This window comes from Microcoleus sp. Pol7_B2 (assembly GCF_036701035.1).
Classification (GTDB): Bacteria; Cyanobacteriota; Cyanobacteriia; order Cyanobacteriales; family Microcoleaceae; genus Microcoleus.
Genome location: NZ_JAUBQB010000083.1, coordinates 13,516 through 30,800, shown reverse-complemented (window position 1 = coordinate 30,800; position 17,285 = coordinate 13,516). Strand labels below are relative to the sequence as shown.

At 46.0% G+C, this 17,285-nt stretch carries 16 protein-coding genes and 1 pseudogene; 6 read left to right on the top strand and 11 right to left on the bottom strand.

Annotation, left to right across the window (positions count from 1 at the left end; all coding sequences use genetic code 11):
* Positions 1-96: 96 nt before the first annotated feature.
* From QUA57_RS23835 to QUA57_RS23825, 3 genes and pseudogenes are all read right to left on the bottom strand, one after another.
* Positions 97-270: pseudogene (locus QUA57_RS23835) on the bottom strand (ISKra4-like element ISMiva1 family transposase); the annotation flags it as partial.
* A gap of 458 nt (positions 271-728) precedes the next feature.
* Positions 729-1,664, bottom strand: a complete 936-nt coding sequence (locus tag QUA57_RS23830) for an isoaspartyl peptidase/L-asparaginase (RefSeq protein WP_333037065.1) — start codon at positions 1,662-1,664, stop codon at positions 729-731.
* Positions 1,665-1,736: 72 nt separating this feature from the next.
* A complete protein-coding gene (locus QUA57_RS23825; protein ID WP_333037066.1) occupies positions 1,737-1,892 on the bottom strand; it encodes a DUF2256 domain-containing protein in 156 nt (51 codons plus the stop codon).
* A gap of 219 nt (positions 1,893-2,111) precedes the next feature.
* Between QUA57_RS23825 and QUA57_RS23820 the strand changes: the two genes are divergently transcribed.
* From QUA57_RS23820 to QUA57_RS23805, 4 genes are all read left to right on the top strand, one after another.
* On the top strand, positions 2,112-2,900 hold the full coding sequence (locus tag QUA57_RS23820; RefSeq protein WP_333063968.1) for an RNA methyltransferase: 789 nt from the start codon (positions 2,112-2,114) through the stop codon (positions 2,898-2,900).
* A 291-nt stretch (positions 2,901-3,191) separates the two neighbouring features.
* Positions 3,192-4,778, top strand: coding sequence for a serine hydrolase (locus QUA57_RS23815; RefSeq protein WP_333063970.1), 1,587 nt, complete (start codon positions 3,192-3,194; stop codon positions 4,776-4,778).
* A 65-nt stretch (positions 4,779-4,843) separates the two neighbouring features.
* Positions 4,844-5,245 carry a hypothetical protein gene (locus QUA57_RS23810; RefSeq protein ID WP_333037070.1) on the top strand — a complete coding sequence of 134 codons (402 nt, stop codon included), beginning with the start codon at positions 4,844-4,846 and terminating at the stop codon, positions 5,243-5,245.
* Between the two features lie 411 nt (positions 5,246-5,656).
* Positions 5,657-6,304 carry a DUF1295 domain-containing protein gene (locus tag QUA57_RS23805; RefSeq protein ID WP_333063971.1) on the top strand — a complete coding sequence of 216 codons (648 nt, stop codon included), beginning with the start codon at positions 5,657-5,659 and terminating at the stop codon, positions 6,302-6,304.
* A gap of 555 nt (positions 6,305-6,859) precedes the next feature.
* Here QUA57_RS23805 and obgE read toward each other — a convergent pair.
* From obgE to QUA57_RS23785, 4 genes are all read right to left on the bottom strand, one after another.
* Positions 6,860-7,900, bottom strand: a complete 1,041-nt coding sequence (gene obgE / locus QUA57_RS23800; protein ID WP_333063973.1) for a GTPase ObgE — start codon at positions 7,898-7,900, stop codon at positions 6,860-6,862.
* Between the two features lie 677 nt (positions 7,901-8,577).
* On the bottom strand, positions 8,578-9,471 hold the full coding sequence (locus tag QUA57_RS23795) for a Mo-dependent nitrogenase C-terminal domain-containing protein (RefSeq protein WP_333063974.1): 894 nt from the start codon (positions 9,469-9,471) through the stop codon (positions 8,578-8,580).
* A 417-nt stretch (positions 9,472-9,888) separates the two neighbouring features.
* Positions 9,889-10,962, bottom strand: coding sequence for a class I SAM-dependent methyltransferase (locus QUA57_RS23790; RefSeq protein ID WP_333037075.1), 1,074 nt, complete (start codon positions 10,960-10,962; stop codon positions 9,889-9,891).
* Positions 10,963-11,344: 382 nt separating this feature from the next.
* Positions 11,345-11,656: a 30S ribosomal protein PSRP-3 gene (locus QUA57_RS23785; protein WP_333037125.1), complete on the bottom strand. Its 312-nt coding sequence runs from the start codon at positions 11,654-11,656 to the stop codon at positions 11,345-11,347.
* A gap of 177 nt (positions 11,657-11,833) precedes the next feature.
* Here QUA57_RS23785 and QUA57_RS23780 point away from each other — a divergent pair, with 177 nt between their 5' ends.
* Positions 11,834-12,622, top strand: a complete 789-nt coding sequence (locus tag QUA57_RS23780; protein ID WP_333063976.1) for a TIGR01548 family HAD-type hydrolase — start codon at positions 11,834-11,836, stop codon at positions 12,620-12,622.
* A 101-nt stretch (positions 12,623-12,723) separates the two neighbouring features.
* On the opposite strand, the gene QUA57_RS23775 is transcribed toward QUA57_RS23780, so the two are convergent.
* Entirely contained in the window at positions 12,724-13,542 is an 819-nt protein-coding gene (locus QUA57_RS23775; RefSeq protein ID WP_333063978.1) for a tetratricopeptide repeat protein, read from the bottom strand.
* Positions 13,543-13,770: 228 nt separating this feature from the next.
* Between QUA57_RS23775 and QUA57_RS23770 the strand changes: the two genes are divergently transcribed.
* A complete protein-coding gene (locus QUA57_RS23770) occupies positions 13,771-14,517 on the top strand; it encodes a cobalt-precorrin-6A reductase (RefSeq protein ID WP_333063980.1) in 747 nt (248 codons plus the stop codon).
* Positions 14,518-14,842: 325 nt separating this feature from the next.
* On the opposite strand, the gene QUA57_RS23765 is transcribed toward QUA57_RS23770, so the two are convergent.
* The 3 genes from QUA57_RS23765 to hpsB form a co-directional block, all read right to left on the bottom strand.
* Positions 14,843-15,451 (bottom strand): GspH/FimT family pseudopilin, encoded by a 609-nt coding sequence (locus QUA57_RS23765; protein ID WP_333063981.1) that lies wholly within the window; start codon positions 15,449-15,451, stop codon positions 14,843-14,845.
* 58 nt (positions 15,452-15,509) lie between these two features.
* Positions 15,510-16,550 carry a hormogonium polysaccharide secretion pseudopilin HpsC gene (gene hpsC / locus QUA57_RS23760; RefSeq protein WP_333063983.1) on the bottom strand — a complete coding sequence of 347 codons (1,041 nt, stop codon included), beginning with the start codon at positions 16,548-16,550 and terminating at the stop codon, positions 15,510-15,512.
* Positions 16,551-16,613: 63 nt separating this feature from the next.
* On the bottom strand, positions 16,614-17,279 hold the full coding sequence (gene hpsB, locus QUA57_RS23755; RefSeq protein ID WP_333063984.1) for a hormogonium polysaccharide secretion pseudopilin HpsB: 666 nt from the start codon (positions 17,277-17,279) through the stop codon (positions 16,614-16,616).
* Between the last annotated feature and the right edge of the window lie 6 nt (positions 17,280-17,285).

The window sequence follows — 17,285 nt, the reverse complement described above, 5'->3', positions numbered from 1 at the left end:
TTTACTAGCTACGGCCCTTGATTTGGTTAATCCACAGCACTTTAAAAACTGGTTTACAAGCTGCTGCTACTGTACTTTATAAACCTGGAATCGGCTGTATATAGGATGCAGCAATTTTTGGCTATTACTCCAATCAATTAAATCTTGATTGTGTTGAAAAAATGCTCCGCAATAAACATTATCTAAACACAGGGCTTTATAATCTTTCCAATAACATGGTTCACCGTTTTTTTCGTTACGTAGCCTAACTTTTCCTCCATCTAATGTGATTTATTGAACTCATTGTTTAGATGTAGGTAATTAAAAATCTTGGCTCTTTACCATTTTACTAGCTTTTTTATTTTAGCTATTTTTTCAGGGATTTGAAAAACTGAGATGCACCCACAATTAATCATGTCAAGCACATTACCAATCTGACGCAAGAACGATTTTATTTTGGATTATCCAATTCTTTGGCGCTCCTTGCCGTAAATATCATCTTCTCTATTGAGCTGCGGTGCCATCTCAATTGAAAAAATTCCCTGACTATCGTGCTACCTGCGGAATGTGGGCTAACAGCTTAGCCCCCAGATTAATTGTATGGAAAGGACAGGGCGCCATGTTCTGACTGTGGGTAATATCAATTATGATGGCATCGGATTTAATATAAAACTAACGCAGATCGAGATACCCGAATTCTTCAAAAAGTCGGGTATCTGAACCGCAGACTGACAATTTATATCGGCTTTTTAAGCAATGAAAATCAGCGTTCCCTTGCTCATTTCCAAAGTGTCGCCCATTTGCATACCGTTGTGAAAAGCACCCAAAATCACCTCGCTAGTTTTGCCGAAAGCGATCGCCCCGCTAGCATCAATTCCAATTGCGCCAAAATCCCGTTGACGTTCGTCAGCTTCAGTAAAAGAACGCTCAAAAGCAGCTTTTAAACTCAAACCATCCGTTACCCGAATCACAATTCGCGCGGCCAAACACTCGTCCATAATGTGTTCGCCAATCCCCGTACAGCTTACCGCCGCACTTCCAGCGGCGTAATTTCCCGCCGGCATCGCCGAGTCGCTAACCCGCCCAATCCGCTCAAAACCCTTGCCACCAGTCGAAGTCCCAGCAGCCAAGCGTCCATGCACATCCAAAGCTACGACTCCGATCGTACCCACACCGGCCGGTTCGGCAACCACGTCAGCCATTGCTTTACTAAAATTGCCTTGCCGTTCCTGCATCCACTCGTGCAAACGCAAATCCGTCATCGGATCGTAAATCGGCAATTGAAGTTCTCGCAGCAATTCCGCCGAACCAAAATCAGAGAGAACTCGATCGTCCGAATGCTGCAAAAATTGAGCAAGTTCGATCGGATGTTGAACGCGAGAAACATTAATCGCCCCGCTGAAACGCTGCATCAAACCATCCATAAGCGAAGCACTCATCCGAATTTGACCGTCCGACTGCACCACAGAACCAGTACCGGCATTGAATCGCGGGTCATCTTCCAACAATTGGCAGCCCCGCACCACTGCATCTACGGCACTTGCACCGTCTTTCAGCAGCGGATAAACTTCCTCTAAAACATCGTAAAGCGATTTCCGCACCGCCTCAATTCCGCCTTTACTATGTAGAGAACTGCCCGCACCGCCGTGAATAACTAACTTTGGTTGCACTTGTTGCGATGCCATAATTTATAACCTAATAACCTAAAATTTTTCCTTTGCAATCTTAGCTTTGATCGAGCAACTTGCCCTAAATTCTTAATCTTGAGCCGCCAAACGGCGGCGACGACAACGTTCGGAGCAGTATTTGACCTCATCCCAGCAGTCGGCCCATTTTTTGCGCCAAGTAAAAGGTCGATCGCACACCGGGCACATTTTTGTCGGTAAATCAGATTTCGCTCGTTGCTTAGCCATGCTAATTTGGAAAGTAAATTACTAACTCACATCTTGTACCATTTTTAGGAACAGGCTTTCCGGCCTTTCCCACAAGAGTCAATTTGTTGTCGAACAAGCCCAAAATTCTGTTTGTAAGGAAATAATTTGCTTGTGGAACAGACATTCTTGATTGCTGAAACCCTTGCTATTATTGCCTCTTCCTTCTTCCGTCTTCCTTCTTCCTTCTTCCTAAATTAAATGCTCGAAACGGCCGACGCCAACATCCGAATAGTCTTAGTCGAACCTGCAGGCCCATTGAATGTCGGTTCTGTTGCCCGCGTCATGAAAAATATGGGTTTGCACCAATTAGTTTTGGTAAATCCCCAATGCGATTATTTAGGGGAAGAGGCCCGACTGATGGCAGTTCGCGCCGCCGACATATTGGAAACGGCCAAAGTAGTCGAGAGTTTGCCGGCTGCTTTGGTTGGGTGTGTCAGAGCGATCGCAACTACAGGGGATGATTGTCGATCGTTGCCAACACAACTAGAAGAACCCGCAGATGCCTTGCCTTGGCTCCTTGAAGCCCCCAGTGCCCTCATTTTCGGCCGAGAAGACTGCGGCTTGACCAATGCCGAGTTAAACCGCGCTCAACGCCTGATCCGCATTCCTAGCAGCGATGCCTACACTTCCCTAAATCTCGCCCAAGCTGTCGCTATCTGCTGTTACGAACTATACAAGTCAGTTGTCAGTTGTCAGTTGTCAGTTGTCAGTGGCCAGAAGGAATCGGCTCCCTTGGAAAATTTAGAGGGATATTACCAGCAACTAGAAACTTTGCTGTTAAAAATAGGATATTTGCAGCAGCACACAGCAGCAAGCCGGATGGAAAAATTTCGGCGTTTGTATAACAGAGCCTATCCGACAGTGGATGAAGTCGCCATGCTGCGGGGCGTCCTCCGCCAAACAGAATGGGCAATCAAAACTTACCAACGAGAGACAAATTTTGATACTCTGGATGGGGCGTTGCCGGAAAATCCAACGGATAGCTAGGAGAAATGCTGATAATTGGGGATGTGAGATTGAGGATTTTTTTCACTGAGAACTTTCCTGCCCCCACTTGTCACCTTCCTAACCGGGTTTCTTGACTAAAAACCTCAGCTTTGGGATAATTTGCGAGCAATAAACCGGGTTGCTGATACCATGCAGCGTCTGGGGTAAATCTAAAATCTAAAATCTAAAATTGATTGGCTGGCAAGCTGAAAAATCTTAAACTTGAACTTTACATTAGTGATGAAGGAGTAAGACGTGGCAGAGCGGTTTCCCAAAGGATCGATATTATCGGTGATATCCTCGATATCCTCTCCCAACTCCGGCTCAAAGCAGCCTAAGTCCGGCAAAGCAAGTCAGTCTGGCAACTCGGGCCGCCGCCGCCCTCCGCAACCGCAAAACGGCAATTCAGAAATTCGATCGCCCGAACCTGCGACTTTGCCAGTGCAACAGGGCCGCGGCAGCAGAAATGGAGCCAGTTCTCCCACATCTTCGGAAGAATTTACTACACAAGACTTTTTATCCGATCCCCGATCGGCAATTAACCCGAGAAAACCCAGAACCAGCAAAACTCAGCAGTCGAAGACTCGCCAACCGCGCAAAAAAGGCCTCGCTGCTGTCGATATGTTTGAGTTTCCCGACCCGACTCTGGAGCGGGAAAATGTAAGTTCGATCGCCAGCAATCCCAACAGCCAGATCCCAAAGACCAGCCCCCCTGCAACCCGTGGAAGTCGTCCCAGTTCGTCCCGAGTCCGCATTCCAGACACGGTAATCCCCCCAGATGCCAAAAAAAACCCCCTGCCTAAACCGCGCCCACAAGCAAGCCAGAGGCCGGGTAAACGACCAGCATCTGCGAGCGTGCCGCCGTTGGTCTACGCTACTCGCTTGCTGATTTTGGGAGTTGGGATAGCGGTGATTTGCGGGACGCTGCTGTCGGTGGTGAATGCTGTAAGTCGAGCATCGACTGTAGCGGCAGAAGAACAAACCACTACAGCGGAGAACAACCCAGCCGATAGCGCATCTGCTGCACCCGCGACCCCTGAAGCGCTGCAACTGACTCAAGAATTAGGAGCTTTGAAAACCCAAGTTCAGGTTTTAGCAACAGAAAATCCTAGTTTGACAACCGGAATATTTTTAGTAGATTTAGATACTGGAAGCTACCTAAATTTTAATGGCGATACTGCTTTTGCTTCAGCTAGCACGATTAAAGTGCCAATTTTAGTAGCTTTTTTCCAAGCAGTAGATGAGGGCAAAGTGCAGTTAGATCAGATGCTGACGCTGAAGTCCGAACACATAGTTGGCGGTTCTGGGGAGATGCAAGACGACTCTCCGGGTAAGAAGTATTCGGCTTTGGAAGTGGCAGAAAAGATGATTGTTGTCAGCGACAATACAGCGACGAATATGATGATTGAGTTGTTGGGAGGTGCTGAGGTTTTAAATCAGCATTTTGCAAATTGGGGTTTGAGTACCACGGTTCTGCGTAATAATTTGCCAGATTTGGAGGGAACTAATACTACCAGTCCGAAGGATTTGATTAATATCATAGCCCAGATCGATCGGGGTAATTTGGTATCGGTGAAATCGCGCGATCGCATTTTGCAAATCATGCGCCAAACTAAAAATGATTCTTTGCTGCCGAAAGGTTTAGGCGAAGATTCAGTTATTGCTCACAAAACCGGCAACATTGATACAATGCTAGCGGATGCGGGGATGGTGGATTTGCCGAACGGTAAGCGTTATTTGGTGGCGGTGATGGTGAAGCATTCGCCGGAAACCGAGAAGCCTGCTCAAACATTGATTCGGGAGATTTCTCGGATGAGTTACCGCTATTTGAACGGTGGGGAAACGCCAGCAGATTCACAAGTGAAAATTAAAAATTGAAAATTCAACCGGATTTTTTCGGGCAAGTGTTGTAGACTTTATCAAACTATAAATCAGTTTGTATTATGAAACTAAACATTCGACTTGCTTGTCTGGTAGCGCTCTCAACTTTAGCCGTTGGAGTCTCCCCCACCTTGAGTAATGCTAATCCTGCTCCTGAATATGAGACCGATGGTGTGAGAGCGATCAACAATAATATCGAACTCAATAGGGCAAAAAACTTAGCTCGTCAAGCAGCAGAAAGGGCTAATGGCGGTTTAGGCAACTATCGAGCTGAAGCTTCTATGCACGGTACTTCTAAGGAATCGCCGTTCGTTGACAATGGCGATGGAACTTGGACTTTTACTTTTAAGGGTTCCAAGCCTGGTTCGTCTGTCTTTACTGTAGAAACGGTTGTTACTGTTTCCCAAGATGGGAGGGTGAGAGTCGATTACAACGGGCAAATTCGGGACTCAAACGGAATTTAACAATACTTAGGGCTTACTCACCGGTACTCAAAAACCGGGTTTTTCACGAAATACTTTGTTACAGCCCCAGAAACGGTAAAAAACCCACTTTCTTGCTGTTGATGCGTCCAGGACTGAACTTGTAGAGTAGCGACCGCCCGATTAGAGAAATCATTGATTAAGCTTTCGTCGCGGGTGATCCGCGCAACATTCTTTCGGTACTGAGAGCGCGATCGATTTTCTTTGTTAAGCCGAGAGCCGGAGCTGTCAAATAAACGAACGAGCGCCCTCCGGTCACGCTTTCAAGTTGCTTGTTACCGCGTCAGGCCAAATAGAAGCAGGTTGATAAGTTTGCTCGTGATAAGTAGTTAGATCTAAAAAAGTGTAATATAAATAGAGATAGACTTTACTAGATAGAGATTAGCAAAAGCTATGAAAGTCAAGCACTTTATCAATCTGCACAAAGGACTCAGCTTTCCATTTATTTTGACACTGATGCTCATTTACCAAAATTTTAATTTTGGTGCTTGGGTTTATCTCGCTCTGCACGGTACTTATGGTTTGTTGTGGCTTCTCAAAAGCCAGATATATCCAGATAAGCAGTGGGAACAAGAAATCTCTTTCGGAATGGGAATATTCGGCTTTGTGTTAGTTAGCCTCTATTGGGTAGCACCTTTTATTTTGATTAGCAGTGGCTCACAACCACCTCTGCCTTTAGTGGCAGCAGCAATTTCCCTAAATATCATCGGTGTCTTTCTACACTATAGTAGTGATGCGCAGAAGTATTACACCCTTAAGTACCGTTCGGGACTAATAACTGAAGGATTTTTTGCCAGAGCGCGCAATACGAATTACTTAGGAGAAATTTTCATCTACGGATCGTTTGCGATGCTAGTTCAGCACTGGCTACCTTTTTTAATTCTGGCCGCTTTTATTGCTGGTATGTTTATTCCTAACATGATAAAAAAAGATCGTTCACTCGAACGATATCCTGAATTTGCCGACTACAAAACTAGGTCGGGACTTTTACTACCTCGACTATTTGTATCGACAGCTCTCGAACAAAAAAAGACAGTTTAGAGGAGAAAGTTGGTTAAAAATAGTAATTTAGGGCGTTGCGGAATTACAATATGAGTTCATGAGGGATCAATAGTCCGGACAGTTTTTATATGACCCAATGGCTTATTCTGTAGGACTTTGAGGCACTGTGGATAATTAAATCAATGCCAGCTCCACCCCGCTCGTTGCATTTAATTGGACTTTATTTATGATCCTTGCGCCGCGTAAGCTTGTAGTCTCCTTCCAAAAACTGTCCGGAGTATTGAGGGATAATAAGGCGATTTTTTAGGAAATGCCCTGAATGCAGCTCAACTCATATCCGGAAAATAAGATAAAGCTTCTAATAATAAATTTCCCGCCTTTGCAGCACAGCCTTAGCGATTGCCCCATACCCCTTTGGGAACTTTCACCGTCACGCTTGTAGGCGATTTAAAGCAGTCGGTAGATACTTTTAAACGATCGTTTTTCAAGACACAGAGGCTCAAACCCTTGCCGCACCAGCCCTACAGCCGAAAGATTTGACCCCCTCAAAAAAACACTTACCCATTCACGGAAATTTCAGGAACCAGAAAGCGATTACACACTCGCGACGGCTTCGAGTTCCGCCGCCTCTTTCTGGTTCATCTCGTCGAGTTTTTGCCAAACTTGCTGCATCAATTCATCCAATCCAAGTCTACTAACGGCGGAAATCAACAAAACAGGAGCGCCACTAATTTCTTTAAGTCGGCTGATTAAATTACCTATTTCTTCGCTTTCGAGATCGATCGCATCTACCTTATTAAAAGCCAAAATCTGCGGTTTATCGGCTAAACCACGCCTGTAAGCCTTCAATTCTTCCTGAATTGTGACATAATTGGCGATCGGATCTTCATCCGTAATATCGATTAGATGCAGCAGCAACCGAGTCCGCTCAATGTGCCGCAAAAACTCGTAACCCAAACCAGCACCTTCGTGCGCTCCTTCAATCAATCCCGGAATGTCTGCAAACACCGTACCGTCGCCGCTGGGTTTTCTGACTACACCCAAATTCGGGACTAAAGTTGTAAACGGATAATCTGCTATCTTGGGGCGAGCCGCAGACAAAGCAGAAATTAAGGTGGATTTGCCAGCATTCGGCATCCCCAGAATTCCCACTTCAGCTAATAGCTTCAATTCCAAACGCAAAAATTTGTGTTCTCCTTCTTTTCCCGGCATCGCATAATCGGGAGCGCGGTTGGAATTGGTCAGAAAACACTTATTCCCCAAACCGCCTTTGCCGCCTTTGGCTACGCAAAAAGTCTGTCCGGGCGTCACCAAATCTGCCAATATGGCCTGAGTTTCCGCGTCGTAAACTACTGTACCGCAGGGAACTTCAATTATGCGATCGTCCCCACCGGCACCGGTCATATTTTTCGGCGCGCCTCGCTTCCCGTCATCGGCTTTAAAAATCCGGTTGTACTGAAAATCTAGCAGCGTTTGCAGGCTTTCCACCGCTACCATATACACGGAACCGCCTTTGCCGCCCGTGCCACCAGAGGGGCCACCCGCTGGTACATACTTTTCTCTGCGAAAAGCTACCATACCGTCGCCGCCTTTGCCGGCTGCGACTTGAATATCTGCTCGATCGATAAATTGCATAATTTAGTCAGTAGTCAATAGTCAGTGTCAATAGTCATTAGTTATTATTATACCAGATGCAAGTACCATATTCCCCTTTTCCTTTAGTCCGCGTCGGCGGATGACAGCCAAATTTAGTCGCGATTTACAGTTGCCGGAAAAAATAATTATACCAATTTTGAAAAGTAGTGCAGAGCCAGAGATTGTAGGCAAGCATCTGTAGGGAAACGGCACTGCCGTGTCCGGCCCCAGAATATTTTAATAATCTGTATAAGAAGTTGAAAATGATACCAAGACTTTTTTTGAATTAGTATTATCAAAGCATATTTGATATTAGCAGAAATCACGCCAGAAAACAGAATAAACTGGGTTTTTATAGCAATTATTGCAGGAGTAGTAATTTTTTTACCCCACCTCAACCCTCCCCAAACCTGCTCGCTCGGGAGTAATAAATTCACAAATGATGCGAGGATTGCTAGATCAGATACTAATACCTATAAAAATATTTTTTTCTTCCACAAATACGTTTCTACATCATCGCAAATAATCTAGTGAAAATTAGCAATGGCTAATTACAGGACTTCGGCAAATACTGATTTAACGTGCTAATTATAGCGGTAAGGTACTTAGGGGCGCATCCTACAGATAGAGGTTTTGCGCCCCGGAATGAATTACCAATTAGCAATTACCCATTCCTTTTAACAATAGGACGATACATCTTCCTTACATTCATCTGCCAAATAGCAGAGAGCTCGAAAGCGCATCCCGACTAACTGTTCGTAAAGCGGGTTAATCTGGCACATCGCCGGAATGTGGACGATTTTGCGACCAAATAACACGACATCTCGCTCAAACGGACACTGCGGCGGAATAATTTTACAGACAAAGTGTGCCAATTTTGGGTCGTGAATTTCCCAGCCGTCCAGCCAGTCTTTTACTGGTTGCAGGACATTTTTGTGGTGAGGTTTAGGTAGCCGAGATGAAAGCGGTGTTCCGACGACGCGGACGACATTCGCATCAAAGACTATTTGGCTGCTGGGTCCCTGCGGATCGCACTTGCTGTCTTCTATGGTGTGTCGCAGAGCTTCGATCGCCTCTACATTGTGCCCCAAAGCTTTGCCAAACTTAGAGATTACCTCGTCTTCGCTGAGCGAGTAGGTACCGTCTGCCAAAGCTACCATGACTGCTGTCCTCAAAAAATCCTCGCCTTTGGCGGTGTCTTCCCCTAACACAGCGGCTAATTCCTCTGGGGCAATAGGTTCAAAACCCGCATCAAAAGATACCGGGTGTAGTTCATCCTGAGTTAGATTTGCAATCATTTTTTGCTCGTCTTCGTCAAAGTTGCCGTCTGCCCAAGCAATTGTCAGCAATCCCCGCAGCCAAGCAGTAATCTCTTCATTGGTGCAGGAAGATTTAGCGTTACTCATTAGCATTTCCACTTGGATGTACCAGTCAATTTGTTCGTTTACAGCCAGTTCAATATTCCCCTCCCAATAATTTTTATTGGTTTTTTGGTCGATGGATGATCTATTTGTGGAAGGTTGGTGCCCGAAGATTGCTCCAAACGCTTGTAGTGGATGTGTTAAAAGCATATTTGTTTTTCAGCAGCATCGCTGACTAGCGAGCTAATCTATTGGCTAACCCTATTCCCTCAAAAGTCATCTATCGCGAGGAATAGGTTTGTTGAATTCATCTTAACTCTAGTTGCACCCATCGAGATGACGATCGAGTTTTATGCAAGCCCGATTGCCATTAGCAACCCACTTTTTCGCAAGAAATAAAAGGTTGGCAAGCGTTGGATCTAATCAGACACTGGGTTTGTCACCCAGGGGCGATCGAACTTCGCTCTCTTTACATTTTAATATATATTTTTGTAAATTTTTCTGTGCCGGCAGCACAATACTAACAGCGAGCCGGATTTAAGCTGTTGAAATAAAAATATCTGAGGAAACTGTTACTGCCTGTTAACAGTTGTGATTGCTGTGTCCGCCTAGAGATGAAAAAAGTTTTTAACTTCGGCGGCACAAAATCCAGCGCAATTCCATTGGCGGGCGTCCGTTTGCCATCGGGAAGACATCTCGACCGGTGGCCCAACTAGGAAACCAGGGCGTCGGTGGCCAGGCTGCTTCCGGCAGGTGGTGGCGTTCATATTCAAACACCAATTCGTCGGATATTTGGACTAAGGGCAACCCTTCCATTGCGGTGGCGAGTTCTTGGGGCGTAAATAAAGTAGACCAGGAGAGTTGGGCAACTTGTCGCACGAGGGCATCTGGCTGGTAGTCACCGACGGTTAAAAACGTGCTGAACAGCAACAGACCTCCGGAAGACAGGGAATCGCACATTTTAGCGAGGAAAAGCCGTACTTGATCGCTGTCTCGAAAATGTGAGATGACTTCGGCAGCAACTGCCAACTGGTAGCGGGCCGGTTTCATCCGTATTAAGGGATCGAGCACATCGCCTTCAGTCACTGTCACGGGAAGGTTTTCGGCTGTTACAGCAGCTTTCAATTGTTCTGCAAAAGCGGGAGCTAGTTCGATCGCATCTACAGAATAACCCAATCTCGCTAGGGGCAAGGTATTGCGGCCGGTACCAGCCCCCACGTCCAAAATCCGCACTCGATCGGGTGTGCCCAATTTAGCAGCCGTTGTCATCAATTTTGCATCGGGATGAGAGCCGAAAAGCGGAGGTTCTCTGGTGTCTACCCAGCTTTTGTACTGTTCTCCAACTGTTGAGCTAGTAACAATGACTTTGCAAGCTAAACCAGTTTGTGGCGGCTGCACTGATTCGTATTGCAGGATCAGCATCGATGCTGTAGAGGTGCGGTAGCCTTGTTCTAACTTGGTGGCTAAAAGCTTGCTGAGTTCGTCTCTGCGGTCTTCGGGCAGGGGTCTGTCGAGAGTGCTAAATAGCTTTTCTATCGACTTGAGATAGTGGCTTAGCATTCCTGGGACGCAGGGGAAAACTAATTCTCCACGAGCGATGATGCGAGTATTAATTTTGTAGAGGATAGCTTGCTGGAGAATGTCGGGATTTACTACCAGCGGTAGCTGTTCTGTCTGGTCGATCGTACTTTCGGCGCCCATAAATTCCGCGAAGAAGTCATTAGTTATTAGTCATTAGTCATAGGGAAGTCTTTTGAGAGCTAACTGTACAATTTAAGAGTACAAAAAAGCCGATTTTAGATTTATTTGGTTTGGTTGCTTAGTCTTTTTAGACTGTAGAAAATCGGATTTGAGAGCTTTATTTTGGATAAATCTCAAATCTCAAATCTCAAATAGACCAAGCCCAAAACCCGAGTAGGTCCCAAAATCGGAGTTAGTATCAATATAAGCTGTAGCGCATTTAAATTGTATGTTTCACGGCGAGGTGGAAAAAGCGTCAAATCCTCTCGCCTTCTCCCCTCTCTCTCCTTCCCCTCGTCAGCCATAACAGGCAATGTATATGGGTAGCAAATTAAAGCTGGGCTTAGTTGCTGCCGGTAAAAGTCACTAGGGGGAATCTTGACTGAGCTTCAGTCATCGGGCGCCGTCTGCCTTCCTCTTGCCAGTAGTTGATTACTTCTGTCGCTTGGTTGAGGATTTCGACGCGATCGTTGTCAGCAATCCAGTGTTTGGCTTCGAGTTCGTTTTTGAGGTCTTCCCACGCATCTTTGCGGGGCCAGAAAAAATAGGATGTCAGCGGGCTAGTTCCTTTGCCGACAACTTGGTCAACGGCGAGGGCAACATTCTCTTCTAGCCAGAGAACTTTTAAGATGAACTTGGACAAGCAAACCTCCAGGGTTCCGATCGAACTTGTTAAAAATTTCTACAATCGCTAAGCGTAGCACACTCTGTTCGATAATTGGTCATCGGCCATGAAAAGTTTTGTGGCGCGGCTGGTTTTAGCGCCACTCAGGGGCTGGGAACAGATAAAATTTGGGTTCTCACCCGCCCTAGGTACAAGGATGGTTAAGTTGTGAACAGAGTTATTGTAGTCTTCGACATTGACGGTGTGGTGCGGGATGTGTCCGGTTCCTACCGGCGGGCGATCGCCGATGCGGTGGAACATTTCACGGCGGGTGCTTTTCGGCCGAATTCTCTCGATATCGACTCTCTGAAGTCTGAGGGAGTGTGGAATAATGACTGGCAGGCGTCTTTCGAGTTAGTTTGCCGTTATTTTGAGGGGATTGGACGATCGAGAAACGAACTCGCTCTCAACTATGACGAATTAGTGGTTTTTTTCCAAAGTCGCTATCGCGGGCTCGATGAGAACAATTGGACTGGTTACATTTGTGACGAACCGCTGTTGTTAAGTCCGGCTTACCTGGAAAATTTAACGGTTGGGGGGATTGTTTGGGGCTTTTTTAGCGGGGCGATGCGGGATGAAGCTGCTTATGTTTTGTCTGGGAAACTGACTTTAAATTCCCCGGTGTTGGTGGCGATGGAAGATGCACCGGGAAAACCCGATCCGGCTGGACTTTTCGCGGCAATTGAACAGTTGGAAACTATGCACGGTTTAGCAAAAAATTTGCCCGTGATTTACGCGGGAGATACTGTTGCCGATATTTACACGGTTGTGAAGGCGCGGGAAGTGCAACCAAATCGGGTTTGGCTGGGGGCAGGAATTTTGCCTCCTCATGTTTTGGATGATGCTGTGCGCTGTGAGGCGTATGCTGCAGCGCTGAAAACTGCTGGTGCGGCAGCGGTTTTCAAGAATGTCGAAGAGTTGACGGCTGCGCGGATTCGAGAATTAGTCAGTTGTTAGTTGTCGAAATAACAAATAACCAATGATATCGTTTTCGGTTGTATCGGAATAATAAAATCGAGTCAACAGTCAACAGTCAACAGTCAACTTTGCCTTTGAGATTATTTCAAGTGCAAGAATTTGTCTAATGCACTGACTACAACTGGTGGCCAGCGGCGGTTATTGGCAACCCAATCGAGGTCTTTGTAGCGGGAGTCGAGGCCGATGGCTGCTACCCAATTGCTCTCAGCTTCGCCGCGCTTTCCGGCTTCCCAAAGACAGGCGCTGAGGGCGGCTCTCATGTCGGCAAATTGGGGGTATCTGCGGACGATGTTTTTCATGTTGCGAATTGCTTCTTTGGTTTGCCCGTTTTGATAAAGTGCGAGGGCGTGGTTGGCGCGGGCAAAGGCGTATTCGGGGGCTAATTCAAAGGCTTTGCTGTAGTCGGCAATTGCTTGTTCCCATTTTCCTAAACCTGCTTCGGCGTTGCCTCTGTTGTTGTACGCGGCTGGATCTTGGGAGTCTAATTCTAGTACATGATTGTAGTCGGCGATGGCTTCTTCCCAGCGTCCTAAACCTTCTAAGGCGGTGCCGCGGTTTAGGTAGGGATCGGGGGCGTCGGGTGCTAGTTCGATCGCTCTTTCGTAGTCGGAAATAGCGGCTTGTAGTTTGTTTTGGCTGACTCTAGAGTTGCCTCGGTTGCTCCAAGCGGCGGCTTGTGAGGGAAATTTGTCAATGATTTGAGTCCAAAAAGTTTCAGCGGCGGGAAATTTGCCTTCATTTGTAGCTTCAAAAGCTTTTTGAACGAGTTCTCCCAATTCCTGTTGAGCATTGGTGATATCTGTTGGTTGTACTTGTGCGGCAACGGGGGCGATATTTCCCAACCACACTAACCCGGTTACAATTAATACTGTAAAAAATGTGAAAAGTGAGCGAATCATCGTTGTTGGCAGTTTAAACTTTATTAAACATATTATTAACCGAATTTGCCGGGGTTGCTTGGATAAGTTATACCAATTTTTTATGAGGTTGCATAGAATCCGATCCCCCCTAGCCTCCCTTAATAAGGGGGGGGACAAGATTCTTCTCAAAGTCCCCCTTCTTAAGGGGGATTTAGGGGGATCGAGATATGTGCAACTTCACATTAAATTGGTATTAGGGATAATTTGGTGAAAAAACGGTTGCTAATTTTGGGCGGGACGGGGGATGCTGCTGAATTGGCGGTAAGAGCGTCTCAAATTGCTGAAATTGAGGTGGTATCTTCGCTAGCAGGACGCACTCAACAGCCTTTTACCCCAAAAACGGGTACGGTGCGAATTGGGGGGTTTGGTGGGGCGGCTGGGCTGGCGGCGTTTTTGCTCGATCGCCCGATCGACTTGTTAATTGATGCTACTCATCCGTTTGCGGCTCAGATTTCTGCCAATGCTGCTGTTGCTGCTGCTGAATGTAATGTGCCCTATTTGATGCTGGTGCGTCCAGCTTGGGAGAGGGTGGAGGGCGATCGCTGGATTGAAGTTGCGGGCCACTCGGAGGCTGCAAAGGCTTTATTAGGGCAGTCTCAGCGGGTGTTTCTCACGATTGGTAGGCAGGAATTGGCTGCTTTTGCTGGTTTGGATGCTATTTGGTTTTTGATGCGGGCGATCGATCCTCCGGCACTCAATACTCCTATTCCTAATGGTAAATTGTTATTAGCAAGGGGGCCTTTTTCTTTGGAAGAGGAGCGCCAATTACTATTAGAATATCAGATTGATACAATTGTTAGTAAAAACAGCGGCGGCGGTGCTACTTATGCAAAAATTGTTGCGGCTAGGGAACTGGGAATTCAGGTGGTGATGGTGCAGCGGCCGCGAATTCCCGATGTTGAGCAGGTGGCGGATGTTGAAGGGGCGATCGCTTGGTTAGTTAAGCACTTATGATATCAAATCCGTTAGCATCGGAATAGTAAATTCGAGTTGACTGTTTACTATTGACGGTTCACTGTTCACTGTCAACAGTAAACAGTCAACACCATTCCGGTGTAACCGGAAATGATATTAGTAGGGTTTCAAACATCGGCCAGGTTATGTCTTTGAGTAAGAGTTGATTTCCTGGCTGGATGATTATTTGTTTTAGTTATAGCTGGATATTTTGACAGTTTTAATTGGATTTGAAATATAAAATAATTTAAGTTAATAGATTTTAGCAATTCTGCATATATACGGAATTGATGTTAGAGATTAAGATTAAATTTATTGAAAGCTATTAGGGACACCCAGTTACGGGATCATTTCCTTCAGCAGTTCTCATTCCTCCTATGATTGTTTCTACGATCGCACACTGCTTACCACCACCGTTAACAGGAGAAACTGTGGCCACAAATCGACGAAGATTTGGATTTACTGATGTATCTAAGGGAAGTTGATCCTTCACGTTTCCCTGGTAGTCAAAAGTGATTGAGGTTGCGTTAGAAACAAGTGCAATAGTGCCGGGTTTAATTTCACCTCCAGCATTTAACGTCTGCGTACTACCACCCGTAGCTAGTGGCGGGTTAAACGTAATTGTTGGCGGATCAACAGGTGGAGCAGAAAATGTAATTGTGACCTCGCGCTTAGTTCGTTTTGCTTCGCTTTGTGCCAGACGTAATGATTGGAAAACGCGATCGTTCACAGTGCGAACTCTTTGTCTGTTGATGAATGCCAGCCAACCAGGAGCGGCGATCGAGCTTAATATACCTACGATCAACGCTATCACCAGCACTTCTAGAAGCGTGAAGCCTCCATCGGCTTTTCTGGATGCAGTTTTGTGGAAATTAGGGCTGGGCTTGGCAGCCGAGTTATGCAAAAGTTTTAATAAAATTGGTGGGGTTTTCATGGTATTATCCTATTGTTTATCGACGGGCTGCGATTCGGAAATGTGTTTCAGAAATCAGTTATTTTCCTAACCCACCTAAACCTTGTACTTGCACAGTTGCTGTTGGGAAATATGCCGCTTTATTGGCATCATAATCAGCATCGGTTTGAAGGCGGCGGAGGCTGTTTCCTCTGATCGTAACTCTGGCTATGTTTTTAGATGTATCAACACAACTGTAAAAGCTGTGGTTTGAGGCGTCTGTTATTAGTAAATCGTTTGCATTGAATGTTGCTGGTGGAGGTGGAGGTGTTACGGCAAGAAGAGTTTGACACTGAGCTCCGGTTGGTATTGGAACATTAGTGCTATTGTGGTGGATGTAATTAACCAATACTTGAGGATCGGGAAAATTGGCTCCCATCGTCACATTTACTGTGGGCTTATTAAAGTCAAAGTCTTTATTAAAAGCCTCACTGCCTTTTTGAGAATCACTTAAATCGGCCGCATCGTAATAAGGTTTTGTGACATCTATTGTGTAGGGATTTCTAACTGGCTCCCTAATTTCATAGCGAGCAATACGGGTAGGACAATTGCCTCCTGAAGGCTGACACCAAATAGAGTTAGGAGTAGTATCTCTAATCTGGTAGTAGGCAACTAATGATAGTACATAAGTGTCGTTGCACTCACTACCGTTAGGTGGGCAAGCGCTTGGTGTTTTTGCAGTAACAGCCGAATTAATAGGAACAGCATTTTTAATTAGCTGTCGCTTCCAGAATACTAAAATTGGAGTACCTGTGGTATTTGCAGGAGCAGGAGGAAGTTTAGTCCCGGGGTTAATAGCAGTGATTCCTGCCTGATCGTAAATATATATAGCTTGACTCAAATCTTGGGCGATGAAATCAACTGCCGCCTGAAGGTCTTGTTCGGTATTTGACTTGACTTGTTCCCTCCTGTCGGTATTCAGCATATCGACTACAAAACCGAGCATCGGCGTAATGATTAAAAACGCCATAATTGCTCCGACTAATAGCTCGACCAGAGTCATGCCCTTTTCTGTTTGAGCTGGCCCTGAGCGGTTTCGCTGGTGCTGACTTTTGAGAAGCAACCTGAGTAAAGTTTTCATTTTGACTTTTTCCTCTGCCAAATGGGGGAGCGATTTTAAATTTAATAACGGGGACTTTGATGATTACTGACAGCCTGTGGCGCCATTGATGCGAGTACACAAACTGTTGTAAGCACCTTGTCGATCGCTAGCGCCTATTTCTGTTCTTATTTCTACCAAAGGCGCTCGGAGATTTCCCAGCCCTGCGGTAGTAGTTCCTTGCTGAACTTGTCGCTTTTGATCGGCTTGAATTTTCTGAGTTGTTAGTGCCCCGACGCCACTAGCAAAAGAACTAGCCCTGTAAACCCGAACAATTAAGCTGTAGCCTGTTTTTGCCGGATTTGTAGCAGCGGGTAAGTTGTTATAGTAGTAGCCCTGAACTACAAGGTCTTGATTGCTGCCAGCGGTACAGGTTTGATCTCCATCTTGGTCTATGCAATAAAGAGCGTTGATGTTGGCTGGAGCGGGAGTGTCCTCTAATTTATTGGCGGTTGTGGACTGAGCAGGAAACCCGTTAGTGCCTGGTTTGAGCGCCTCAGACCTGAGCGCCTCAATATAGGTTTTGGCGGCTTGAGTTGCCATTTCTATCCGTTTGGCTTGGACGCGAGTTGCTACTGAGAAAGCCATCACAGGGGCGATCGCAATCATCAGCACCGAAACTACAATCATCGCTACCAATGATTCGATAATCGTGTAGCCGGCTTCTTGAGACTTCTGTAAACTACTGTGTGGCTGTTGGCGTTTGATCATAGTAAG